The following is a 24,597-nucleotide window of genomic DNA, read 5'->3' on the forward strand; positions in this document are numbered from 1 at the left end:
AATGATGAATCTGAAGAGACGGCTGAAAGTGTTAATTATTCAAGGGTATGCAAACCAGAAAGGAGGTCCCCGGACTGTTCTAACTCATCTGCTTAATCATTTAGATACTACAAGATTTGAGCCTCTCCTCCTATTTCTATCACCGGGTGAGCTTGTGGATAAATATAGAAATAAAGGGATTGAAGTAAGAGTCATCTACTCAGGTAGATTAAGAAACATTTTGAAAGTGTTTATAACTATACTTAAAATAACTGTTTTAATCAGGCTTAAGCAAATTGATGTAGTGTTTAGCAACTGTGAGCGAACACATATCTACGGTGGAATTGCTGCCTATCTTACTATGAGGCCATCTATTTTCTACTGGCATTCTTTTGTGACACTGGATCTAATGAATAGATTAATTTTTTGTATCCCTACAAGTGTGATACTTGCAAATAGCAAGTATACGAAAATTGCACTTGAAACTTGTTTGAGTAAAAAGTTATCAAAAAAAGTAAAACTACTCTATTACGGTATAGAAATCCCGAGCTTGATTAATTCTACAAATGAATTGAGAAAAGCTATTAACCTACCATTAAAAGTGCCTATTGTAACAATGGTTGGTTTGTTTATGGAATGGAAAGGTCAAAAATACTTTATCAAAGCTATACCTAAAATACTGAATGCATTTCCTACTACTAAATTTCTACTTGTAGGTGATGCCAGGGCTGAATCTGATTCTGATAAAGTATATGCTAATAAGGTAAGAAAGTTAGTAACTGATTTCAAATTAACTGATAGTGTAATATTTATGAGTTACAGGGAAGATGTACTTGATATTATGGCAGCATCAGATATAATAGTGCATGCCTCCATTGGACCCGAGCCATTTGGGCTTGTAATTATAGAAGCTATATCTGTAGGTAAGCCTGTGATTGCAAGTAGAATAGGAGCGCCAAAAGAGATTATAGAAGATGGAGTGGATGGAATTTTGGTTCCACCAAAAGATTCTGAAGCAATAGCGAATGCTTGCATTAAGCTTTTAAAAGACCCTATGCTTTGCAAAAACATGGGCAAATATGGAAGAGAAAAAGTAGAAAAATATTTTGGAGTAAATGGAATGATAAAAGAGGTTGAGGAAGTATGGCTGAGTTTATCAAGACACAGTAGAAATTTATAAATTATGAAGATAGCTATAGTGACGCATAATGTAATAAAAAATGACGGTCAGGGTAGGTCAATTTATGAGCTTGTAAAATACCTATCCAATAAAGGGCATGATATTCATCTTTATATTAATAGAATAGATAGAAACTTATTAGACAAGAGTAATATAATAGTTCATCACATCCCTACATTCTTTGATAAACCCACTTTATTAAGGTGTCTCGTATTTTATGTCATAGCAACACTAAAGCTTCTTTATAAAAAGTATGATATCATTCACTTAAATGGTGGTGTCTGCTATACCCCTTATCATGTAAATACTTGCCACTTCTGTCACACTGCATGGAGAAAAATTAGACTTGAGAAATGCGTCTATCACCGCTTTTACACTCTATTTAACAGTTGGCTTGAAAAGTTGAGCTACAAATATAATAGAAGGGCAAAAATCATAGCAGTCTCAAACAAAATAAAAAGTGAGCTTATCAATCTGGTAAACATTGAACCTCAAAAGATTAATGTAATATATTATGGTGTTGATTTAGAAGAGTTCAATCCTGATGGACGTGAAGATACCAGAAGAAAGCTTCTAAAGCTGTTTAACTTGGACGAAACTGATTTCATTTTACTATTTGTAGGAGATTTAGGTAGAAGAAAAGGATTAGATTGGCTACTTGCAGCTATTCCAAAATTAGAACCTAATGTTAAGCTTTTAATAGCTGGTCGTAGAAAGAAATTTTATACAAAAATGGTAAAAGAATACAATATTGAGCATAAGGTAATATTTCTTGGTTTCAAGCAAGATATTAATAAAATTTATAAAGTAGCGGATACTTTTGTATTCCCCAGTCTTTACGACCCATTTCCAAATGTAGTTCTTGAGGCAATGGCTTGCAGTTTACCAGTGATAGTATCAAGATTTGCCGGCTCATCCGAGATTATAACTGATAGAAAAGATGGTATGATCTTGGAAAATCCAACAAATCTATCTGAAATAATTAACAAAGTAAATTTTTTGTCTCATAACGAAGCTGTGTGTGTTAGTATAGGTAGTGAGGCGAGTAAAACTGTAAGTAAATACTCATGGAATAAGATGGCAGAAGCAATAGAGGAGGTTTATTATAAGATTAAAGAATAGTGAAATGCAATTACTTCTGTGTTAAAAATTGGTGAGTGTAACCAATCTGTGAGCTGCAAAAATAATGAGTAAGAGGCAAGAATTAGAAGAGGAATTTTTTGATAATCTTTCAATAAAGTTAGAAGAAAAAAAATATAGTCAAGACTATAATCTTGATGATGCATTTACTTATTGTGCTCTCAGTGCTTTATGTGATGTAAGTATTGAAAAGATTCTCGATTTAGGGTGTGGTGATGGCAAGTTTTCTTGTCTTTTTTCAAAAATGGGTAGTAAAGTAGTTAGTATTGACATTTCTCTTGGGATACTTAGTTTAGCCTTAATAAGAGCGAAAAAGAACAATCTTGATAATATCAGTTTTTTAAAAATGTCTGCTGAAGCTCTTGGTTTTAAAGATAACAGATTTGATGCTGTATTCGGTGGCTATCTTCTTCATCATACTTGTGTTGAATTTGCAATAAGTGAGGCCTATCGTATTTTAAAAGATGGCGGCAAAGCTGTTTTTATTGAGAATTTTGCAATTAATAAACTACTTGCCTTCTTCCGTAAATATGTAGCAGGTAAATTTGGTATCCCAAGATATGGGACTCTAACTGAGCATCCTCTTACATACGAAGATATAAAAATAATGAAAAAATCATTTAAAATAGTAGAAATAAGAACTCTATTATAAATTTTATGTTCCTCTTTGATAGGCAAATATTCAAATATCGTTATAGCTTAATATCAGCATTTTGTAGATGTTTTGATAGCTGGCTATATCGTGCTTTTACTGGGTTAAGAAGGTTCTCATATACTCAAGTAGTTGTTTTAATAAAATAGCATAGAATGAGAGTTTGTGTTTTAGTAAACGGGACCTATGACAGTACCATGGGCCAAAGGGCGAGAGGATTACTGAGTCGTCTATCCGATACTTTTGAGATTAATATTATCTATCGGGATGTCAAAAATATACAGAGTATTACAAAGTTTCTACGTTTTATCCTAAAAATGAAGCCGCATTTGATATATGTGTTGAATATTGGTTATGCAGGTTCTATGGCGACTATTTTAGGAAAGGTTTTGTGTGGATATAAATTTATTATTGACACCGGTGACCTTGTTTATGAACTTGATAAACTTCTTGGATTTAGAGGTTACTTTGGGTTACAAATTTTGCGGCTCACAGAGAAATTAATGCTCAGGTTAGCAAGTGGTATAGTAGTAAGAGGCACATTTCACAAGCAATTTCTTGAAACCCGAGGTTATAAAAGAATATTTTACATTCCTGATGGTGTGGATACATCACTTTTTATGCCATATGATGTATTTGATTTACGTAACCAACTAAGGTTAACAGATAAATTAGTAGTGGGTACAATTGGAGCTACCACATGGTCAGAAAAGTATAAAATGTGCTACGGTTGGGATCTTATAGAGGTTATCAATTTATTAAAAAATTTACCCGTAATTGGTATATTTATTGGGGATGGTAGCGGACTCCCTTATCTAAAACAGAAGGCAAGAGAATATAATATAGAAGACAAAATCCTATTTTTAGGCAGAATTCCTTATGAAGAAGTTCCCAAATATCTCAATGTGTTTGATATATGTCTCTTAACTCAGTCAAACCATCCTATAAGTATGGTCAGGACCACAAGAAAATTACCCTGCTTTTTAGCATGTGGTAAATATATTCTTGCAAGTGAGGTTGGGGAGGCGAGTCTTATATTACCAAAGGAGATGCTCATCCCATATAAAGGCGTTAAGGATATTGATTATCCTTATCGGCTTATGGAGATGATAGAAAAGATTTATAAGGATAGGAGCATTTTAAAAAAAGGTGAGTTGGGTGTAAAAATTGCAAAAGATAGGTTTGAGTACACTATACTTGCTAAAAGAGTGTCGGAAATAGTTTTGAAATGTGTTAGTTCTAAGACACTCATAGGATTAGTATCAGGTAAAAATATACAGAAAATACGAGTTTTAGTAGTAAGCCATTCCTGTATTGTAGATGTAAATCAGGCTCCATTTGTAGAGTTAAGCACATATCTAGGTATAGAGCTTGCTCTTGTAACTCCTCGTTATTTTAAAGACATTACATTTCCATTCCAGTTGAAGTTTCAAAAGCATCCTAACCTAAATGCGAAAGTATATCCTTTAAGAAGTTTTTTAAGCAACCTCCCTGATAAGAATATAAATCTCCACTTCTATCCTGATTGGCTAAAAGTTATGCATCAATTTAAGCCAGATATTATACATATAGATGAAGAGCCGTATAGTGTTTCTACTTTCCAGTTTGCATTAGCTAAGGGAAAAGCTAATCTATTATTTTTTGCAGCCCAAAATATCTTCAAGCAATATCTACCACCCTTTAATGAGTTTGAAAAGTATGTATATAGAAAATCAAGTTGTGCTATAGCAGCGAGTGAAATGGCAAAGAGTGTTTTAGTTAGAAAAGGGTATCATAAAAGAATATTTGTAATACCGTATAGTATTGATTTTGACAGATTTTACAAAAAGGATTCGCAACTGTTAAAGAGTAAGTTAAACCTGACCGGCTTTGTAATAGGCTATGTAGGACGTCTTACTAAATGGAAAGGTGTTGATACACTTATAAAGGCAGTGAAGAAATTGACTAATATTTCAGCTCCTATTTCTTTACTTATTGTGGGTGGTGGACCTGTTGAGCATAAAGTTCGTGAATTAGTAACTAATCTAAACATGCAAAAAATAACTCGCATAATAGGTGGTGTACTGCATAGTGAGGTTCCAAATTATTTGAATTGTATGAATGTACTTGTGCTACCATCAACTACTATAGGTTATTGGAGGGAACAATTTGGTAGAGTTCTAATTGAGGCGATGGCCTGTGAGGTTCCAGTAGTAGGCTCTGACTCGGGTGAGATTCCTAATATTATCAAAAAGACAGGTGGTGGTCTTATTTTCGCTGAAGGCGATGTAGACGATTTAGCTCAAAAGCTTACTTTACTTATTCAATCTCCAGAGTTAGCCGATAAATTAGCAAAAGAAGGCAGCGAAATGGCTTTTAAAAATTATTCTTCTAAGCTGAATGCAGAAAGATTCTATTCTGTATATAAATACATATTTAATAAAAGATAATAATGTTTAGGATAGGTAATACTTACATTCCTGTTTTGGTATACCATAATATAGGTCAGTATAGAGACTTATACACAATAACTCCGGTATTATTTGAGCAACAGATGTCATTTCTATATAACTATGGTTTTTCTCCATTAATCCCTGCAGATTTAATTCACTATTATATTGGAACAAAACCCCTTCCACGCAAACCTATCTTACTCACATTTGATGATGGTTACCGTAGTTTTTTAACCCATGCACTCCCAATCCTATCCAAATATGGGTTTTACTGTCTTGTTTTTGTTGTTACACAGCTGATAGGTAAACTGGATTATTTTAACAATCCTTCTGGTAAATATCAGCTTTTGAGTAAAGTCGAGCTTATCGAACCTTCCCGTCTTGGCATCCATTTTGGTAGCCACTCTGCTACCCATCGTCCTTTAACTCTATTAGAAAAAGACGAACTACTAACTGAAATAGCTTATTCTAAGCACTCATTAGAGGATATAATAGGCAAGCCTATCTGTTTCTTTGCATATCCTTATGGAGCTTCCAACGAGTGTATCCGCAAAATGGTAAAGGCGGCTGGCTACCGGTTTGCATTTACTAATCGTTTTACATTAAATGAGCCTTTTGAAGTAGGTCGAATTCTAATTGGTGCTTCAGATAATAGCTGTCGCTCTAGGCTGAAAATTTCACCCCTATATCCATTTATTAAGAATATTCTATCTGTAGTCAAGTGAATATTATAAATTTAGGTAAGCTAATAGGTGGTCGTGAAGGTTATGCATATAACTGGATACCTTATGGTTCTGTTAAAGTATTGGATATTGGCTGTGGCTATGGGGGGCTAGTTTCTGTATTAGTTAAAAATGGCAAATTTGCTTGTGGTGTAGATATAGAGCTTGAATTCTTAAAAGAAGCCAAAAAAGTAAATCCTAAATTACCTCTAATTTTGTCAACTTCCAGCTCATTGCCATTTAGGGATAGCATTTTTGATGTAGTTACAGCATTAGATGTGATAGAACTACTATCTAAAGACAACCTAGCTCATACGATAGCTGAGATTGTGCGTGTTTTAAAGCCACATAGTTTATTAATAGTTTCTATTCCTCACAAAGGTCTTTTTTACTGGCTTGACCCTATAAATCTTAAATATTTTACTGTTAAACTCTTGGGCAAGATTCTTCGCTACGCTCAGAATGACGGAAAGCGTACTATTTACAACAGACATTTCACATTGCGAGAAGCTGTTCAAATTATAGGGAGCAAATTTTCGATAGAAAGTATTCATTGTGGTGGTTTATTAATTTATCCATTAAGTTATTTTGTTATTAGACTGCTTGATAGACTACCGTTTCATTTTTCATCATTACATAGTTTGCTATTTAGACTTCTAAAGGTTGACTTTTCTCTTAAATATGGTAATTTAGGGTATAATCTTATTCTCTTAGCACGAAAAGATGCATAAAATTTTACTTGTAACACTCGATTTTCCACCTATAGTGGGTGGTATATCCACATACCTTTATAGTGTTATTAAAGCATTATCACATTATGAGGTAATTGTAGTTACTCCTATGACACAAGGTGCCTTTAAATTTGATAGGGAACAGGACTTCAAAATCTATCGTACAAAAAAATTCTATTTTAGAAAATTAACTCTTCTTTTCCTATATTGGAAAATAATACTAATTGCTATTAAAGAACGAATAAGAGTCATCTATTGTGGCCATATCCTTACTGGTGTACCAGCTCTTTTACTTAAGCTGTTTACAAATAGGGCTTACATAGTAGTAATTTATGGCATAGAGGTAACGGACCGTAAAATTGGTAAGTTATTAAATTTAGTTTTCAATAATGCCACTTGTATCATTACTGTAAGTAATTTTATAGAGAACTATCTTGTAGGTATAGGAGTAGATTCCTCTAAAATTATCGTTATCCATCCATGTGTAGATACTGAGCGGTTTAATCCATACATTAACCCAGTTAATTTACGAAGGAGACACTGCCTTGAAAATGAAAAAGTTATCCTCACTGTCTCCCGCTTAGCTACAAGTGAGAGATACAAAGGTCATGATACAGTTCTAAAGGCATTACCACATATTTTGAAAGAAGTCCCGAATTTGGTATATATAATAGTAGGTGATGGTGATGACAGGAAAAGACTACAAGATTTGGCTACAAATTTAGGTCTTTCAAATAATATATTATTTACAGGATTTGTCTCAGAAGAGGAACTTCCAATGTACTATGCACTTTGCAATGTATTTGTAATGCCGTCCCAAGAGATAAAGAATAAAACTGGTCTAAAGGCAGAAGGCTTTGGCATCGTCTACCTTGAAGCCAGTGTTTGTGGCAAGCCTGTAATTGGGGGTAGATCTGGTGGTGTCTCTGATGCGCTAATTGATGGGGTTACGGGGCTGCTCGTCAATCCATTTGATGAGCAAGAAATAGCGGCTGCTATAATTAAATTACTTACTGATAAAGAGCTTGCAGATAGGATAGGTGAGGCTGGCTGTGAAAGAGTACTACGTGAGTTTAACATTCAAGTATTGGCAAATAAATTAGTAGATGTTCTTTCTTCATGATGGGCTCAATTCTACCATCAATTTTTAGGTCTGTCTTTGCCCATCCTGATAACATAAGACTTGTTACGCAAGGTCCTATTATAAAGGACTATTTAACCTGTGTAGGCGAGGTAACCCCGCCCCTACATTGGGTCATAGATGTTGGGTGTGGGACTGGCCGGTATACTGAGTGGCTTACAAAAAAGTCAGATTTTGTTGTTGGTATGGATATAAACTGGAGTGGACTTGAGAGAGTGAAAGCAAAGAATATTCCTGTTAGCCTTGTTCAATCTGTAGCAGAAGCCCTTCCTTTTAAAAATTTGTCATTTGATTTTGTGCTGTGTACAGAGGTCCTTGAGCATATAGAAAATGATAAGTTAGCACTAAAGGAGATGTTTAGAATTCTAATGCCAGGTACAAGCTTACTTCTCAGTGTTCCCTGTCCTCCTCCTCCTTATCCTGATTCCGCTCATAAAAGGGCTGGCTATACAAAAGTTGATATTATCTCACTCCTAAGAGAATTGGGGTTTGAGCCACTTACTACTCATTTTTGTATGTTTACTATTTCAAGATTATTACTTAAGTTTTCAACTCAATTTATGCGAATTTTCAAATTTCCGCCCCCAGTCCTGCCTTTGGTAAGATTAGAAAAATTTCTGCGAGAAGATAAAGGTTATAAGCCTTTTAACTTGGTAATATTGGCAAAGAAAAATACTTTAGATTGTAAAACATAGTAAGAAATGAATAAAATAGGTAGCATTCTGTGTAGGAAACAAAATATTAGTCTACTCTTAGTGGGAGTGGCGACTCTTTCAGTGTATCTCTTAACTGCACAGGGAAGACTTGGATGTATAGACCCCGGTGTTAGATATGCAGTTACAAAAAGCATTGTTGAACGTAGAACTTTTAGTATAGACCCAACTCATCTGCTTGGAGCTCTTCTGGGTAAAGATGGACGTACATACTCGTTTTATTTCATTGGTCAATCGCTTGTTTTTATACCTCCATATCTTTTAGCAAGGACTTTTTCAGATAAAATTCCTGTCCCATTACGTGAACAATTTAAGCAATCTGTATGCAGTTTTGTTAATGTATTTTTTATGGCAGCGAGTTGTATTCTTTTACTACTTTTATTAGTTGAGCTCGGATACGAATGGAAAGCAGCAACACCGACTACTCTTATCTACGCCTTTGCTACAATATGTTTTCCTCATGCACAGAGTGTTATGGATCCTGCCCAAGTTATATTTTTTACTATATTGATGTTGCATTCTCTTGTACTCTACTCAAAGTATAGGCAAAGGAAATGGGGCTTCATTTCTGGGATAGCATTTGGCATTGCATTATTGACACGATTAGAAGTATTGTTGATAATACCAGGTATTCTGATTTGGTCAACATTGGAGTTGCAAAAGTTAGAAAAGCACGAAGGAATAAAATGGTTTAGAAATGGTATAGTCACTTTTATTATGGGCGTGGTTCCTTTTATAGTAATTATTCTATGGTATAACTTTGTAAGATTTGGTTCAGTATTTGAAACTGGTTACCAGAAAGTACTTGCACAACAATGTGGAATTAGTATCAATTTATTTTCTTCTCATTTAGTATTTAATCTATATCGTATGCTTTTAAATCCCAGAGAAAGCTTCTTCCTATTCTCTCCAATACTTATTTTATTTCCTTTTTTAATAAGGTCATTTATACAAAGAAAAAAATCAATAGGAGTATTGTGCTTGGTAGTTATTGGGTGCTGGTTATACTTTTATTCGGTACAACAGGGCTATAGAACTTCTGCTGAAATTGAGTGGGGCCAGAGATATTTAGTAGCTATAACACCGTTTATGGTATTACCTTTGGTAGAGTTGTTTTCAATATGGGAACGATTAAGGAGAGTTTTCAAAGTATTCATCTCTTTACTGATTGCTCTCTCTGTTTCTATTCAACTCATAGGTGTCTCAGTATCTCCTATGAGGTTTCATCTACAATATGTGATTGCAGAAGAAACAAATGAACTTCAGAATTTGGTCTCTCCTATAAGAAGGCAATGGCAAAATTTATGGACAGTATCAAGGTCAATGAAGATAGGTAAGCCATGGTCGCTTGTGCTTGACTCTGATGTTGTTGCTATCGAAGAAGGCTGGACAAATGCTGAGACAATTCAGAAGGCACGCTCATTAAATGTCGTTAATTTTTGGTGGATTCACCTCTACTATACAAGATTGTTTCCTTTAAAAATAATAGTTACAATTGTAGTCTTCCTTGTTCTAATTGGGCTAATCTCATGTAGTCTGCTCGTTAAAATATTATTTTCTAAGGAAAAATTAAAGAAAAGTTAAAAATTTGGTGCCAAGAAAAACTGCGTGATACATAATTTAATTTTGTATTCTCTACGAATTCTGTGGTTAATGTAGATACTATTTTTGGTAAAAGTGGACTAATCTCATCTGTCATTACTGATTACGAGTATAGACCTGAGCAGATTGAGATGGCAACCAAAATAAAATATGTTTTAGAAAATGGTAGAAACCTCATCTGTGAAGCTGGTACAGGTGTAGGCAAGTCGTTAGCTTACTTAGTACCAAGTGTCCTATGGATTACTCATCCTGATAATGAAAATGTCCCCAAAAGGGTAATAGTCTCAACTTACACAAAGACGCTCCAGAATCAACTATTGACTCACGATATCCCAATTGTTCAATCCGCCTTATCCGGATTGGGAATTAAATTTAGTGCAGCTCCCGCTTTTGGGTCTGATAATTACCTTTGCCTAAGGAGATGGCGTAAACTTGCGGATAAGGGGTCATTATTTGAAAATAAAGAGATTGAGCGCATTGCTGCTTGGGAGGCAATTACAAAAACTGGGTTACGCTCAGAGCTTGATAAGGATGGAATAGTCTCAATATTTAGTGATGTAGCACGTGACCCTGATTTATGTGCAGGTAAGAAATGCAAGTTTAGGTCTCGTTGTTATTATGAACGAGCGAGGCGTAATCTTTTTAAGAGTGATGTTATTGTCACAAACCACTGGCTATTTTTTGCTAATATTGCGGCAGGCAAGAGAGTCTTACCTCCTTATCAAGCTGTAATATTTGATGAAGCACAGAATCTTGAAGAAGTGGCAGTCCAATATTTTGGGCTACATCTGTCTAATTACAGCATTAGATTCTTCCTTAACTCACTGAAGAGAGGGATAGGAAATAAAGATTTGAATAAGATGATAGATGAAATACAAGATATAAATGACGATTTCTTTAGGAAAATATTAAATATTATTGGAGCTGAAAATGTAGTCCGTGTAAATGAAAAATTGCCAGTCCGTAATTCACTCTCACCTTATTTTAATAGTCTTTCTCTTTTACTCAAAGACTTAAGAAAAAATGCCAAAGATGAAGCTGATGCAGAAGAGCTTGTTGGCTACCTTTCAAAATGTAAATCCATTGATACTGGGCTTTCATTTTTCCTTAACCATGCTGATACTAATTCAGTTTACTGGTTGGAGCGTAGCAGTACTCCTGAGCCCTCGGTAACAGAAATAAGGAGGCATCGTCGTTTTCCATTTGTTTCCCTCAACACAGCCCCAATAGTTGTTGCACCATGGCTTGAGAAGTATGTATTTTCCTCTCAATTATCAGGGGAGCCTAAAATCCCAATAATTCTGACCTCAGCAACCTTGTCTGTTGATAATAGATTTGAATTTATTAAGGATAGGCTTGGCTTTCAAGGTGATGAATTATTATTAGCTTCATCCTTTAACTACATGGAGAATGCAATTCTATATATTCCCAAAAAAGGGCCTGACCCAAGAGATGAGAATAAATATAAGGAATTCATCGTCTCTGAGCTCTCAAAGATTCTACCCATAACTCATGGTAGGGCATTAGTTCTGTTCACAAGCTTTAAGCTGATGGATACGGTATACGAACGGCTACAATATGATAAAGAAATTATAGGGCAAGGCTTTCCCGATCCGTTCCATGTCGGGACGGGTAGCCTTGCAAACCTAAAGGTTTGCCCTACCCTTCGGGCCCTAAAGGAATCGGCTACAATCAAGGAGGGACATGGACAAGCCCTGTCCCTCCTGAAACAAGGTGATGCTTCACGTGACGAGTTACTTGATAGATTAAGGCATAAGCCTTCTGTATTATTAGGAGTATCAAGCTTTTGGCAGGGCATAGATGTTCCTGGTGAAGCTCTATCGTCTGTCATAATAACAAGACTTCCATTTGAGGTCCCTGATTCCCCAATAACAGAAGCTCGTATAGAGTGGATAAAAGAGAATGGTGGCAATCCATTTCTTGATTATCAGCTACCCTCTGCTGTGATGACCTTAAAGCAAGGTTTTGGCAGATTGGTAAGGAAACGCACAGATTATGGAGTTGTTGTCATATTAGACACAAGAATAATAAAGATGCCTTACGGTAAGAAATTCCTAAACTCACTCCCCAAGTGTAAGCTAACACACAAGCTTAGTGAGGTTAAGGAATTCTTTAATAATCGTAGATAAAATTTTTAACTACTTATTAAGTGGGATTGCTTCGCTAACCCTCGCAATGACAGTGAGGGGGACTTGCAATGACCTTTTTCATAACGGTGAAAACTACTACTATTATTTATATTTGACAAGGGAGTTCGTTAGCTGTATATTTTATAAAGATGATTTTATTTATTTTGTTTTTTGTATGTATTGAGTATTCTTTATCTCAAGTGGAGCTAAAATTTTCTGGTTCCAATTCCTGTGGTCCGTATAAATTGGTATCTCACATAATCTCTGGCTCAGAAGAGGTATGGATAGGACAGTCCCGACGGGTCGTGATGTCCCTACAAAATGATTACTCGATTGATTACGATGCCGGCATTATTTATTTTAATACTCCATTGTCACCTTCTGATACTGTGTATTTTCTATGTAAGCGTATACCATTTAATTTAGCTCCAGAATATTACCATAGAGAACTTATCGATACAATCCTATCTCTGAAAATTACAGATTACAGATTACAGATTACAGATTGCCCTACATCTGTTGATACTGCCCAAAATGTTTGTCCTCCATCCAATGTTTCCAACTTTCATCTTCATGGCACGAAAACTTTTGGTATCTCTGTGAGTTCTAATCGTAATTTTTCTTTTAATCACTCTATGCAGATAAATATGGATGGTGAGCTCTCTGATGGTATAAAAGTAGACGGTGTCTTAAGAGATGACAGTGTTCCAATTCAGTCTGCTGGTACTACCCAAGAACTTAAAGAAATGGATGAGCTATATGTAAATGTGAGGCGTGAAAGTAGTGAAATAAGGTTTGGCGACTTTGACTTAAATCTTTCACAAAGCAAATTTGGTAAAGTGAATAGGAAGCTTGAAGGTGTAACCTGCAATATCAACGATTGTCTATCCCTAAGTGGGGCACTCTCAAAAGGTAGATGGATGCGTAAAAAGTTTGAAGGAGTGTTAGGTAAGCAAGGTCCTTATGAACTATCATCATCTGGTATAGCAGTGTTAGGGTCAGAAAAAATCTGTTTAAATGGCATCATTATGCAGAGGGGTGAGGACTACACTATTGACTACTCAACTTCAATTTTAACATTTACAACCAAAAGACTTATAAAAAATGGTGATTGTATAACTGCAGAGTTCCAACAAAATGATGATAGTTACAGGAGAGACTTATTTGTAGGTGAGTATAAATTAAGTGATTTTCGTATTCTTTTATTTAAGGAAGAAGATATAAAAACCTCACCTCATTCTTTTTCACTAACCCCTGATAAAATAAAGACATTAATGGAAGTAGAATCTGACTCCTCTAATAGTTGGCTCTCAGGTGCTACCTATGTAGGCAAAGGCAATGGCAGTTACATAAAATTTGCAGAATCCTGTGGAGAGGATAGTATATACAAGTATGTTGGTTATCCAAATGGTGATTATAATGTAAGTTTTACAAATGTAGGTCTAAATAATGGGGATTACAAATTTGACCCCTTAATTGGAGGCTATTCCTATGTAGGTGACTCTAATGGTAGTTATGTTCCGAAACTAAGAGTTCCACTTCCTTATAGAAATATTTTGTTTAATCTCGATTATAATAAGGAATTAAATAAGTTAAAAATTGGTCTTGAGTGTGCATTCACAAAATTCACTCCCAACACTTTTACTTCAACTGGCCGCTCTGGCAAAGCTTTTATAGGCGGATTTGAAACCAATATGGAAAAATGGGGTTTAGGAGGTAGCTTCCGAAACATTGACGCCTCTTTTTGTTTCCCTGGCACTGTAGACACTTTATCCTCAAATATTGGTGAGCTTTTTAGTTTCATCTCTCCATTTCCTTTCTTAACTACTTCTGTCAGACTTATAGGGACACGAGTTGATTTGCTTAAGAATCTTGAGTTTTGTCTCACTCCATTAAAATTACCACATTTTTCTTATAAATATTTAATTGGTAAAACTGATAGAACTTCTGAATTTTTCCTCTCTTATCGCATTAGTTTATTTGAGCCATTTGTAAGGTATAAAGTTATAAATGAACTCTCAAATAGTGGTGACTTAAAAGAAATAGGAGTGAGTTCAGGCTGGCTTAAGCTTGTGTTAGAGGAAGATGAGCTCTCCAACTCCCGTACAAGCAGTGTGTGTATCTTTAAAAGTCCATTAAATCTTTCTTATACTAAACGCCAAGCATTTGGTAGTACTCACAAATCCGCCATAGACTTAGGCACTCTAAACTTTTCATTTTCTGGTTTAACTATAGCATATAACTTAACATCCCTTGAGCGCAATCTTTTAAAAGAGGAATATTATGAAGTAGACACAGGAAAAGGCAGCTTTAGTGAGGACTCTTTAACTCAAAGATATTATCCTGACCCTCATGGCAACTACGAAAAGCGGCTTGTTCCAAGTGGCACTTCATCAATTTGTAAAAATTTCTCTTTTTCTAACACACTCATTTTACATCCATTTTCTACTGTTTCTTTTAAGTTAGGTAGTTTAAAGAGTGGTGAAGGTGATAAGATATTATTTTGGGGCAGGTCAGCCTCTGTTTTTGATGACAGGAATCGTATAAATTGGGGGCTTGAAGCCTCTAACTTTAACATCAGTTATACAAAAGATGACTTTAGAGAAAACAAGATTTATGGTTCTCCTCGTTCTGGTGGTCAAGATATCTTATGCATCGATTTCTATTACAGTGACATAGACTTTAAGTATAGTACAGGACATACAAAAAGATGGATTCATGATAATCTGGACTTGGATGAGAAATCAGTCATCAAATCTATTGGACTTTCCCACAAAATAAAGTCTTGTGTTTCGTTGTATTCACAGTTCCAATTTGAGCAAAGGCTTTTCAAAAATCCTACACATTTTTCAGCAGAACCTGATCTCCATTTATCTGGCTACAGTTATGAGCCACTTTTAACTTATGAATTTGATAATAAAGAGTTGACAGGCAGAGTTAAATTAACCCTGTGGTGTGGTCCAAGCGATGCTCCACCTGATATAATGGTTATTTATCCACCTGGTCTCAGTATGGAATGTAGTTTAGATTTAACTCTTTTATCTATTAAAAACACTGATTATATTTTAAGTTATCAATGTAATAAGAGACCTGTCTATCCCTTAGAGCATATGTTAAATGCAGAAGCAAGGATAAACTTTTGAAAATGACTAATGACGAACGACGAAAATGGCTGAGCGTCTTTTTCTAATAGGAACTTTAACTCGTAACGACGACCGTATTGAGAAACTTGATTCTTTAGAAGAGCTTGCCTCTTTAAGTAAGACTGCCGGTGGTGAAGTTGTAGAAAAGCTTCTTCATCGTCTTGATAGGATTAATCCTCGTTTCTTTATAGGTAAAGGTAAAGCTTTTGAGCTTGCTCATATAGGGAGAGAACTTAAAATTGACACATTTGTATTTGATGAAGAGTTGACTGGTATTCAGGTAAGAAACCTTGAGGATATCACAGGCAGAAAGGTAATAGATAGGACTGAGCTTATCCTTGATATATTTGCTAAACATGCAAATACAAAAGCAGCTAATATTGAGGTAACACTCACCCAGCTTCAATATAGGCTTTCAAGGCTAACTGGCAAAGGCATAGCATTATCTAGGCTTGGTGGTGGTATCGGTACAAGGGGACCCGGTGAGACAAAACTTGAAGTTGACAGGCGTAGAATTCGTGCCCGTATAGATTCACTAAAGAAAAAATTAAAGTCTATTGAAATAAGTAAACAAATTCAATCCAAGCGTAGGCGTAATTTTTTAAGGGTAGCAATAATTGGCTATACAAATGCTGGCAAATCAACATTGATGAACAAACTGACCCACTCAACCCTTGTTGTAGATGACAAGTTATTTTCAACTCTTGATGCTACCACACGTATTTTTGCAACTTCTGCTGGTAATAAAATTCTCGTAACTGATACTGTAGGTTTTTTACGCAAGTTACCACACGGTCTCATTTCATCTTTCAAATCTACCCTCCAAGAGGCGATAGAGGCTGACCTTCGTCTTCATATAGTAGACATCTCCCATCCTCATTGTGAACTTCAGCTTTTGGCTGGTAACGAAATTCTTGAATTTTTAGGTGTACTTGATCGTCCAACTCTTTATGTATTTAACAAAATTGATAAAGATATTTCACTTATTTCCATTTTACAGAGAAAATATAACGATGCAGTATTTATTTCAGCGCTAAAAGGTGACGGCTTATCAGAACTAAAATCTAAAATCTTTTCCCTTTTATCCAAAAATGAAATTGATATTGAAAAAAATTCGTTCTCTCGCCGTCTCTAATCGTATCAAAGCCTACGCAGTAGGTGGGACAGTCCGCGATATTTTATTAGGTAAAAATGAGTTTGACATAGATATAGCAGTAGAAGGTGATGGCATAGCATTTGGTAGGCAACTTCAAACTGCTTTAGGTGGCACTTTTCGTTCTCATCCCAAATTTGGCACTTCTTCTTTAATTCTTGATGACTTAGTAATTGATATAGCAACCTGTAGGGAAGAAGAGTATTTAGCACCTGCAAAACTTCCCTGTGTGAAATCAACTACTTTAATTGACGACCTAAGACGTCGTGATTTCACAATAAATTCAATAGCGATGAGGTTATTTGATAGCAAGTTGATAGACCCATTTGAGGGTGTAAAAGATTTAGAGGCTGGTATAATAAGAATACTTCATCCAAATAGTTTTGTAGATGACCCGACAAGGCTATTTCGTGCACTCCGCTTTGTTGGTAGGTTTGGCTTTAAACTTGAGCCTAAAACTGCTCTTTTAGCTAAAGAGGCTGTGAATGCAGGGCTTATTAATAAATTAAGCCCTAAAAGGATAACTCGTGAACTTGTTTTAATTCTGAGCGAGCCTGCAAGATTAAAAATACTAAGCCTTTTGCATAAATTTGGCATTTCGAAAATTTTGCATCTCAATCTTCCTCGTCCTACATTATTTAAAGATATTGAATCAAATCTCAAAATTTGCATTTCACTTAACGAGCCTGTAACTGTCTGGTTTGTATATTTGTTAGGAATTATAGATATTAAAAATCCATCTCCTTTTCTTTGTTTAACAAAAAAAGAGCTGAACAAAATCAGGCGTGTTTGTACAATTTTAGGAAACTTACAAAAGCTAAAATCTGCTCGTCTTCCAAGCGAGATATACACTTTCCTTTACGGTTCCTCTGCTGATGAACTTTTGTTTGTGATGTCAGCTGTTCCATTACTGAAACCGAAGCTTATTAAATTCTTACAAATTTATAAAAAAGTAAAGCTCCAAATCACAGGTCGCGACTTAAATTGGCTTGGCTTAAAAGCCGGTCCTTTGTATAAAGAGTTACTTTCTGCTGCTCTTCTTGCAAAATTAGACGGCAAAATTAAGACTAAAAACGATGAACTTAAATTTGTAAAAGCATATAGCTATACAAAAATGACAAAAATCCGAATGGCGAATGACGAAAAAAGTGTAAAATAATATGAAGTTTTCCATCGCTTTAGTTTTTTGTTTTCTTATTTTCTTACATATTGTCTCAGGTTGCACTTACAATTTTTCTGGTTTTACGACTCGTGACATAAAGTCAATTGCTATTCCAACTTTTGAGAACCATACTGTCAAATATAGTATAGACGAAATTTTGACAAAGTCGGTTATCTCTGCTTTTATCCAAGATAACAGGCTAAAATTACTTGACCGGAAAGTAGCTGACTCTATCCTTTTAGGTGAAATTCTAAATTATAATAGAACCCCATTCTCTTACGATGAGCACAGTAATGTCAAAGACTACAAAATTGAGCTCACTGTAAAGCTTACTTATAAAGATAAATCAGGCAAAACTATATTAGAGAAAGAACTAATCAACTGGTTTTTATATTCTTATGATATAAGTGAAGAAACAGGCATAGAAAAGTTATGCTCTATAGTAGCAGATGATATAATAAAGGGAATCCTTGAAGGCTGGCAATAAAAATGCAAAAATCAAAATTCAAAAATCCAAATTTACAAAAATTTGTAAACTATTTATTAGTAGAGAAGGGAAGCTCAAAGAATACAATAGATTCCTATACAAGAGATATAAGAGGATTACTGACTTTTTTAAATCAACACAAAATAAAGATTACCGAAACGAAAGATGCTAACATAGAGTCTTTTTTAAAATATTTAATAGAAGAACGCAAGCTATCTAAAGCCTCTATTGCTCGTATGGTTTCGTCAATAAGAGTATTCTACAGATTTCTAATCTCTGACGGCTTACTAACCCATTCGCCATTCACAACCATCCGTACTCCCAAGGTTTCAAAGCGTCTCCCTAATGTATTAGAGCCTGACGAGCTTAAGTTAATAATAGAAAAGCCAGACTCTACTTCCCACTTAGGCATAAGAGACCGTGCCCTCCTTGAGCTACTCTATGCGACCGGTTTACGTGTTTCTGAGCTTATAAATCTTCGTACCTCAGACTTATTTTTAGACTCCGATTTCCTAAGATGTTTTGGTAAAGGTAACAGGGAGCGTATAGTTCCTATAGGTTCTTATGCAAAATCTTCTATAACCCAATATCTAAAGGACTCTCGTCCTTTCCTCAAAAAGAACAAAGAGACCGAACTCTTATTCCTTAATGCTCATGGTACTAGACTATCAAGGATGGGTATTTGGAAGATTTTAAATCTGTATGTTAAGAAGGTTGGTATAAAAAAGCGTGTAACTCCTCACACTTTTCGTCACTCTTTTGCTACCCATTTACTTGAGGGGGGTGCCGATTTAAGAGCAGTTCAGGAAATGCTTGGTCATGTCTCAATAACAACGACAGAAGTTTACACTCACATTGAGCGTGAAAAGCTGAAGGAAGCGATAAGAGTTTATCATCCGCGGGGATAAATAAAATTAAATATCTAAAATTACAGATTTCAAATTATATAATTACATCTCTCGTTTTGTTTGCCATTTAAGTCTTTCTTGTATATTTTTTGGAAATATTCCCTTAATTCGTAAAATTTCTTCGGTAACAGCTGGTGCAATCTTTGACTTCTCAACTACTTTCTTTCCAGTTTCAAATGTTGTAATAAATACGCATATAAGACCTGCAATTAATGTTCCTATAATAAATCCTAATAACCCACCCAAAATTCTATCTATAAAGCCTGCCCTTAATAGAGTTATCAACTTACTAACGAAATAACCTATTAAGTTGATAATAACAACTACTCCAATAAATATAATGATAAAAGCAACCGGGTTTGCAATTCTTGAACTAATATGTGTGGATAAAATATCAGCTAATTGCCTATAAAATTTTGTTCCCACCGCTATTCCTGCAACAATTCCGGCCATACCGAATATTTCTCTAATTGCTCCTTTTATAAGACCGTATATAATACATCCAACAATTACAATTCCCAATATAATATCAAGAATCATTTTTTTCTCCTTTCGCTTTCATAAGAATGACTGCTATAATGAAAAACACTCCAAGTAGTAGCCAGCCACCCAAAAATTCTGCCTTTCTTGAGTATCCTTCGTATGGTGTTTTAATCCTTTCTACAATAGTGAGTCCTAAAATCCAAATTAAAATAACTGGTGTAATAAATTTTATGCATATATCCCACCACTTCCCGAGTTTAACCTCTGATAAGTTATTACAATGTTCTCTTAATATTCTTAATTTAAACATATATCCCAATGCGATACACTCAATTATCCCAACAGCTATCAATCCAAAGTTTGACATAAAATAGTCCACTATATCAATCCAAAATAGGCCAGCTCTTGTAGTATAGATGGTACCAGCCATAACTGCTATTATTCCGAACACAATATTTATCGCATACCTTTTTTTAAATTTCCATTTCTCCATAATTCCGTCCGCACCAGCCTCTACAAGTGAGAATGCTGAATCAATTCCCAAAAAGAATAGCATTCCAAAGAACAGGGCGCCAAAAACTTTACTTGCAAATGGTAACAGATTGATAATTGTAGGATATGTGATGAACGCCAAAGGGATAGATGCTTTTACGACCTCAGGCACAGGTATATTTTGCACATATGAGTAATAGCCAAGTGTAGCAAACACTACAAATCCTGCAAGAAAAGAATAGCCTGCGTCAGCCAGTGCTACTATAAATGCATTGTTGACAATATCCGATTTTTCCGGCAAGTAACTAGCGTAAGTAATCATAACTCCAAATCCGACGCTTAATGAGAAGAACACCTGTGCATATCCATTACGCCAAACTTCAACATTCTGCAGTGCGCTGAAATTAGGGGTCAAGTAATACTTTAATCCTTCTATCGCACCCGGCAGTGTCAATCCTCTAATAATAAAGATTATTAAAAGTATCCATGGCAGTGTACAAGTGACATATATGACTTTACCAACTGTTTTTACCCCTTTCCATATGCATCCAATAATACTAATCCATGTAACAAGTAACCCAATCACAATAACTAGCTTAATTTTACCAATCTTAAATGGACTATTTGATATAGATAGGAATTTATTCATAAAAAAGTCCTCTGTAGCTTTACCCCATGATAGTTTAAATGAGTACGCAAAGTAGTTACAACACCATCCCATAATAACAGCATAGTAAGATACAATTCCAAATGCTATAAGTAGAGTAAACCATCCAATCCATTCCTTATTTTTACCACTCTTTGCAAAAGCCAAAGGTGCACCAGCTTTCATTTTATGTCCAATTGCAAACTCAAGTATCATCAATGGAATACCAGCTGTAAATAGAGCAACAATGTATGGAATTAAAAACGCCCCTCCTCCATATTTATAGCATATGTATGGGAATCTCCATATATTACCTAACCCAATTGCCGACCCAATAGATGCGAGTATAAAGGCAAGTCTAGAATCCCATTCTGTCCGCATAAAAATAAACTTTAGTGTAGACTAATCTAAAAGTCAATCTTTTATTCTTATCTTCATTAAAACTAATGAAATGACCAAAAACATAACAAGTAATAGCCAACCACCCAATAATTCAGCTATCCGAGGATATCCACCGTATGCTGACCTCAATCTCTCCCATATCTCCCAGCCCAAAAGTAAAATTAAAGCAATTGGAGTAATAAATCTTATACATAAATACCACCACTTACCTACTTTAATTTCAGAGATACTATTACTATGGTCTCTTAAAACACTCAATTTAAACAAATATCCTAAGACAATGCATTCAATAAATGCAACAATAATTAATCCAAAATTAGACACAAAATAATCCACTATATCAACCCAAAATAGTCCGGCTTGTGTTGTATAAATAATACCACTAGTAAGTCCTATTATACTTAATAAAACATTTATTTTATACCGCTTCTTCATTTTCCATTTATCCATAAGCCCATCAGCACATGCCTCCACCATAGAAAATGCAGAGTCAATCCCTAAAGTTAACAACATCAAAAAGAACAGTGCACCAAAAATTTTATTTACAAAAGGCAAAAGGTTAATAATTGTAGGATATACAATAAAAGCTAATGGAATAGGTGATTTCACAACTTCCTGGACAGGCAAATTTTGCATCCCTGAGTAATACCCGAGTGTAGCGAACACTGCAAACCCTGCAAAAAATGCCGTCCCCGCATCTGCAAGTGATACTATAAATGCATTGTTAATAATATCAGCTTTTTTTGGTAGATGGCTAGCATAAGCAATCATTATACCAAACCCTATACTTAATGAGAAGAACACCTGTGCATACGCATTACGCCAGACTTCAATGTTACGAAGGGCACTAAAATCTGGTGTCAAGTAGTAGCGTAACCCTTCAATAGCACCTGGAAGAGTTAATCCCCTAATAACAAAAACAAATAAAATTAGCCAGGGAAGGACAACAGTCACATATACAACTTTACCAACTGTCTTCACTCCTCTCCATATACTTCCAATAGTCCATATCCAAGTCATGAGTACTCCAAGCATGATATATGGCTTAACACTACCAAGATTAAGTGGGCCGTTTGAAGCAGATAAGAATTTATTCATAAAGAAGTCTTCTGTAGCTTTACCCCATGATAGTTTAAATGAGTAAACAAAGTAATTCCAGCACCATCCCATTATCACAGCATAATAAGAGACAACTCCAAATCCAACAGTAATAGCAAGCCATCCCACCCATTCCTTGTTTTTACCTATCTTTGCAAAAGATAGCGGAGCACTAGCCTCCATTTTATGTCCAATTGCAAACTCAAGTATCATCAATGGAATACCAGCTGTAAGCAGTGCTACCAAATAAGGAATAAGAAATGCCCCTCCGCCGTACTTGAAACATATATATGGAAACCGCCATACATTACCTAACCCGACTGCTGACCCAATAGCCGCAAGAACGAATGCCTGTCTTGAATCCCATTTACTCCTCATAAGCCCATATCTTACATAAATTAGCTCAAAAGTCAATTAAAAAGTATTCTGTGCAAAAACTATGTTTTTGCATGTCCACAGGATTCTGCGAACAACGACGATGTCGTTGCACTCCATATTTAGAGAAAAACCAAAAAATGGGGAAACCCCAGAAAAGTATATACCCAAAACTCACATTATAAAGCTCAACTCTCTATAAAAGTATTTGACTTTCACTTAAATTGATGCTAAATTTATGATATGAAATTTATTTTTTCTTCTAAATGTCTTGAATATGGAGCTACTGGGCATCCTGAGTCCCCCCATAGGGTAGCGCGAATTTACAATTTTTTGCACTCTAAAGGTTTTGATTTCATTGAGCCATCTTCTTGCACTAAAGCCGATATTTTACTCGCTCATACTCAGGATTTATTAAGTAAAGTAATATTGGGCAATTTTTTTGACCCTGATACTCCGTCACTTCCTAACATCTACGAGTATGCAAAACTTTCAGTTGGCGGTGCCCTAAAGGCAATGCAACTTTCACTTACAGGTGACATCGGTTTCTCCATTATGCGACCTCCTGGTCATCATGCGGGCAAGAATTTCTTATGTGGTTTTTGCTATTTTAATAATATTGCTATTGCAATAAATCATGCCGGGATGAGGGCTGCAATCCTTGATATTGATTGTCATCATGGTAATGGGACGCAAGATATATTTTTAGGTAATCCAGATATTTTATATGTTTCACTTCATCGCTTTGGTCACTTTTATCCTGGTACGGGTGCTACCTCAATTGAAAATGCTAAAAACTATCCTTTGAGTCTTGGAATAGGTGAGAAAGAATACCTTTCTACACTAAAGCATGCATTAAATGAGATTACTAAGTTTAAGCCCTCGCTAATAGGAGTCTCAGCTGGTTTTGACACATATAAACTTGACCCAATTGCAGGCTTAGGGCTTGATATAGAGTCATATAGAAAGGTTGGCAATCTTATCCATGAACTTAATTTACCTACATTTTATGTCCTTGAAGGTGGTTATAGTGAAGACCTGCCCAGATGTGTATATGAGTTTATCCTTGGTATAATTGGACAGGAATAGAATAGAATGACGAATGATGTGTGAAAATGCCTAAAAGTCCAAAATACCTAAATGACGAAAAGAATGATTAATGAATCCTATATAAAGAGTATATTTCCAGAACTCTCTTGGATAAAATCTAAGCCTTTACGAAAGAAGGTTATATCATTGTGGCTAATTGCAATCAAAAGGAGTGGTTGGCAAAAAATAAATGATATCCCATTTACACTCCTTATACCAACAAAGACCTCTCTAATTGAGCACACTCGTAAGGTTACTCAACTGGCATTAAAGATATCAGAATTAAGGCAAGACTTAAAAAAAGATATTTTAATAGCTGGTGCTCTCACTCATGATGTTGGCAAGCTGTTTGAATACGAGAGTAAGGATGGCAGTGTTGTAAAATCAGCTTCCAAAGTCCGTCATCCTGTATCCGGTTATCAGCTTGCTATTGAAGTAGGCTTACCTCATGAAGTAGCTCATATAATAATTGCACACTCGCATGAAGGTGATAAAATAGAAAGGAGCAATGAAGCAATTGTAGTCCACCATTGTGACTTTATAGATTTTGAATTAGAGAAAAATTATGTCAATCTTTAATATTATAAATTACGAAAATAAAAAATTGACTTCTAATTATTTATATAGGATAGTTCTCTTTAAAGTGGTGATTATATTTGAATGAGGGTGTTTAGAAATAAGCAGTTTTTCTGGTAAAAGTTCTTTGAGGTAAAATTT

General features: G+C 35.2%; 20 protein-coding genes. 17 read left to right on the top strand and 3 right to left on the bottom strand.

From position 1 onward, the window contains the following. Position 1 precedes the first annotated feature (1 nt). From QMD71_05265 to xerD, 15 genes are all read left to right on the top strand, one after another. The gene (locus tag QMD71_05265) at positions 2 to 1,159 is read left to right on the top strand and encodes a glycosyltransferase family 4 protein (GenBank protein MDI6840240.1); all 1,158 of its coding nucleotides are present in this window, start codon (positions 2 to 4) and stop codon (positions 1,157 to 1,159) included. Between the two features lie 3 nt (positions 1,160 to 1,162). Then, positions 1,163 to 2,281 carry a glycosyltransferase family 4 protein gene (locus QMD71_05270; GenBank protein ID MDI6840241.1) on the top strand — a complete coding sequence of 373 codons (1,119 nt, stop codon included), beginning with the start codon at positions 1,163 to 1,165 and terminating at the stop codon, positions 2,279 to 2,281. A 64-nt stretch (positions 2,282 to 2,345) separates the two neighbouring features. Further along, positions 2,346 to 2,951 carry a class I SAM-dependent methyltransferase gene (locus QMD71_05275; protein MDI6840242.1) on the top strand — a complete coding sequence of 202 codons (606 nt, stop codon included), beginning with the start codon at positions 2,346 to 2,348 and terminating at the stop codon, positions 2,949 to 2,951. A gap of 365 nt (positions 2,952 to 3,316) precedes the next feature. Beyond that, entirely contained in the window at positions 3,317 to 5,380 is a 2,064-nt protein-coding gene (locus tag QMD71_05280; protein ID MDI6840243.1) for a glycosyltransferase, read from the top strand. 2 nt (positions 5,381 to 5,382) lie between these two features. Continuing rightward, a complete protein-coding gene (locus QMD71_05285; protein MDI6840244.1) occupies positions 5,383 to 6,108 on the top strand; it encodes a polysaccharide deacetylase family protein in 726 nt (241 codons plus the stop codon). Then, complete coding sequence (locus QMD71_05290; GenBank protein MDI6840245.1) at positions 6,105 to 6,836, top strand: class I SAM-dependent methyltransferase; 732 nt, start codon at positions 6,105 to 6,107, stop codon at positions 6,834 to 6,836. The genes QMD71_05285 and QMD71_05290 overlap by 4 nt, the downstream gene beginning before the upstream one ends. After that, the gene (locus tag QMD71_05295) at positions 6,829 to 7,959 is read left to right on the top strand and encodes a glycosyltransferase family 4 protein (GenBank protein ID MDI6840246.1); all 1,131 of its coding nucleotides are present in this window, start codon (positions 6,829 to 6,831) and stop codon (positions 7,957 to 7,959) included. The genes QMD71_05290 and QMD71_05295 overlap by 8 nt, the downstream gene beginning before the upstream one ends. Continuing rightward, positions 7,956 to 8,672: a class I SAM-dependent methyltransferase gene (locus QMD71_05300; protein ID MDI6840247.1), complete on the top strand. Its 717-nt coding sequence runs from the start codon at positions 7,956 to 7,958 to the stop codon at positions 8,670 to 8,672. The genes QMD71_05295 and QMD71_05300 overlap by 4 nt, the downstream gene beginning before the upstream one ends. An 81-nt stretch (positions 8,673 to 8,753) precedes the next feature. Further along, on the top strand, positions 8,754 to 10,274 hold the full coding sequence (locus QMD71_05305) for a phospholipid carrier-dependent glycosyltransferase (protein ID MDI6840248.1): 1,521 nt from the start codon (positions 8,754 to 8,756) through the stop codon (positions 10,272 to 10,274). A gap of 62 nt (positions 10,275 to 10,336) precedes the next feature. Beyond that, on the top strand, positions 10,337 to 12,442 hold the full coding sequence (locus QMD71_05310; GenBank protein ID MDI6840249.1) for a helicase C-terminal domain-containing protein: 2,106 nt from the start codon (positions 10,337 to 10,339) through the stop codon (positions 12,440 to 12,442). Between the two features lie 149 nt (positions 12,443 to 12,591). Then, the gene (locus QMD71_05315; GenBank protein MDI6840250.1) at positions 12,592 to 15,585 is read left to right on the top strand and encodes a hypothetical protein; all 2,994 of its coding nucleotides are present in this window, start codon (positions 12,592 to 12,594) and stop codon (positions 15,583 to 15,585) included. 25 nt (positions 15,586 to 15,610) lie between these two features. Next, positions 15,611 to 16,720: a GTPase HflX gene (hflX, locus tag QMD71_05320; protein ID MDI6840251.1), complete on the top strand. Its 1,110-nt coding sequence runs from the start codon at positions 15,611 to 15,613 to the stop codon at positions 16,718 to 16,720. After that, entirely contained in the window at positions 16,677 to 17,897 is a 1,221-nt protein-coding gene (locus tag QMD71_05325) for a CCA tRNA nucleotidyltransferase (GenBank protein MDI6840252.1), read from the top strand. The genes hflX and QMD71_05325 overlap by 44 nt, the downstream gene beginning before the upstream one ends. Before the next feature lies 1 nt (position 17,898). Beyond that, positions 17,899 to 18,387 (top strand): LptE family protein, encoded by a 489-nt coding sequence (locus QMD71_05330; protein MDI6840253.1) that lies wholly within the window; start codon positions 17,899 to 17,901, stop codon positions 18,385 to 18,387. Between the two features lie 2 nt (positions 18,388 to 18,389). Next, positions 18,390 to 19,295: a site-specific tyrosine recombinase XerD gene (gene xerD / locus QMD71_05335; GenBank protein ID MDI6840254.1), complete on the top strand. Its 906-nt coding sequence runs from the start codon at positions 18,390 to 18,392 to the stop codon at positions 19,293 to 19,295. 42 nt (positions 19,296 to 19,337) lie between these two features. On the opposite strand, the gene QMD71_05340 is transcribed toward xerD, so the two are convergent. From QMD71_05340 to QMD71_05350, 3 genes are read right to left on the bottom strand one after another with little or no spacing between them, the layout of a single operon-like run. After that, positions 19,338 to 19,835, bottom strand: a complete 498-nt coding sequence (locus QMD71_05340; GenBank protein MDI6840255.1) for a CvpA family protein — start codon at positions 19,833 to 19,835, stop codon at positions 19,338 to 19,340. Next, complete coding sequence (locus QMD71_05345; protein MDI6840256.1) at positions 19,825 to 21,297, bottom strand: sodium-dependent transporter; 1,473 nt, start codon at positions 21,295 to 21,297, stop codon at positions 19,825 to 19,827. Before QMD71_05345 ends, QMD71_05340 begins: the two co-directional genes overlap by 11 nt. Before the next feature lie 33 nt (positions 21,298 to 21,330). Further along, a complete protein-coding gene (locus QMD71_05350) occupies positions 21,331 to 22,794 on the bottom strand; it encodes a sodium-dependent transporter (GenBank protein MDI6840257.1) in 1,464 nt (487 codons plus the stop codon). Between the two features lie 240 nt (positions 22,795 to 23,034). Between QMD71_05350 and QMD71_05355 the strand changes: the two genes are divergently transcribed. Further along, entirely contained in the window at positions 23,035 to 23,880 is an 846-nt protein-coding gene (locus QMD71_05355) for a histone deacetylase (protein MDI6840258.1), read from the top strand. Between the two features lie 63 nt (positions 23,881 to 23,943). After that, the gene (locus tag QMD71_05360; GenBank protein MDI6840259.1) at positions 23,944 to 24,459 is read left to right on the top strand and encodes an HD domain-containing protein; all 516 of its coding nucleotides are present in this window, start codon (positions 23,944 to 23,946) and stop codon (positions 24,457 to 24,459) included. Positions 24,460 to 24,597 lie beyond the last annotated feature (138 nt).

This window comes from bacterium (assembly GCA_030018315.1).
Taxonomy (GTDB): Bacteria; Hydrothermota; UBA3073; order JACQXS01; family JAGMCI01; genus JASEGA01.

Excerpts from the sequence above, each read along its gene's own strand:
- QMD71_05265 (MDI6840240.1), top strand. The coding sequence starts at position 2 with ATGATGAATCTGAAGAGACGGCTGAAAGTGTTAATTATTCAAGGGTAT.
- QMD71_05270 (MDI6840241.1), top strand. The coding sequence starts at position 1,163 with ATGAAGATAGCTATAGTGACGCATAATGTAATAAAAAATGACGGTCAG.
- QMD71_05275 (MDI6840242.1), top strand. The coding sequence starts at position 2,346 with ATGAGTAAGAGGCAAGAATTAGAAGAGGAATTTTTTGATAATCTTTCA.
- QMD71_05280 (MDI6840243.1), top strand. The coding sequence starts at position 3,317 with ATGGCGACTATTTTAGGAAAGGTTTTGTGTGGATATAAATTTATTATT.
- QMD71_05285 (MDI6840244.1), top strand. The coding sequence starts at position 5,383 with ATGTTTAGGATAGGTAATACTTACATTCCTGTTTTGGTATACCATAAT.
- QMD71_05295 (MDI6840246.1), top strand. The coding sequence starts at position 6,829 with ATGCATAAAATTTTACTTGTAACACTCGATTTTCCACCTATAGTGGGT.
- QMD71_05300 (MDI6840247.1), top strand. The coding sequence starts at position 7,956 with ATGATGGGCTCAATTCTACCATCAATTTTTAGGTCTGTCTTTGCCCAT.
- QMD71_05315 (MDI6840250.1), top strand. The coding sequence starts at position 12,592 with ATGATTTTATTTATTTTGTTTTTTGTATGTATTGAGTATTCTTTATCT.
- hflX (MDI6840251.1), top strand. The coding sequence starts at position 15,611 with ATGGCTGAGCGTCTTTTTCTAATAGGAACTTTAACTCGTAACGACGAC.
- QMD71_05325 (MDI6840252.1), top strand. The coding sequence starts at position 16,677 with ATGAAATTGATATTGAAAAAAATTCGTTCTCTCGCCGTCTCTAATCGT.
- QMD71_05330 (MDI6840253.1), top strand. The coding sequence starts at position 17,899 with ATGAAGTTTTCCATCGCTTTAGTTTTTTGTTTTCTTATTTTCTTACAT.
- xerD (MDI6840254.1), top strand. The coding sequence starts at position 18,390 with ATGCAAAAATCAAAATTCAAAAATCCAAATTTACAAAAATTTGTAAAC.
- QMD71_05340 (MDI6840255.1), bottom strand. The coding sequence starts at position 19,835 with ATGATTCTTGATATTATATTGGGAATTGTAATTGTTGGATGTATTATA.
- QMD71_05345 (MDI6840256.1), bottom strand. The coding sequence starts at position 21,297 with ATGCGGACAGAATGGGATTCTAGACTTGCCTTTATACTCGCATCTATT.
- QMD71_05350 (MDI6840257.1), bottom strand. The coding sequence starts at position 22,794 with ATGAGGAGTAAATGGGATTCAAGACAGGCATTCGTTCTTGCGGCTATT.
- QMD71_05355 (MDI6840258.1), top strand. The coding sequence starts at position 23,035 with ATGAAATTTATTTTTTCTTCTAAATGTCTTGAATATGGAGCTACTGGG.
- QMD71_05360 (MDI6840259.1), top strand. The coding sequence starts at position 23,944 with ATGATTAATGAATCCTATATAAAGAGTATATTTCCAGAACTCTCTTGG.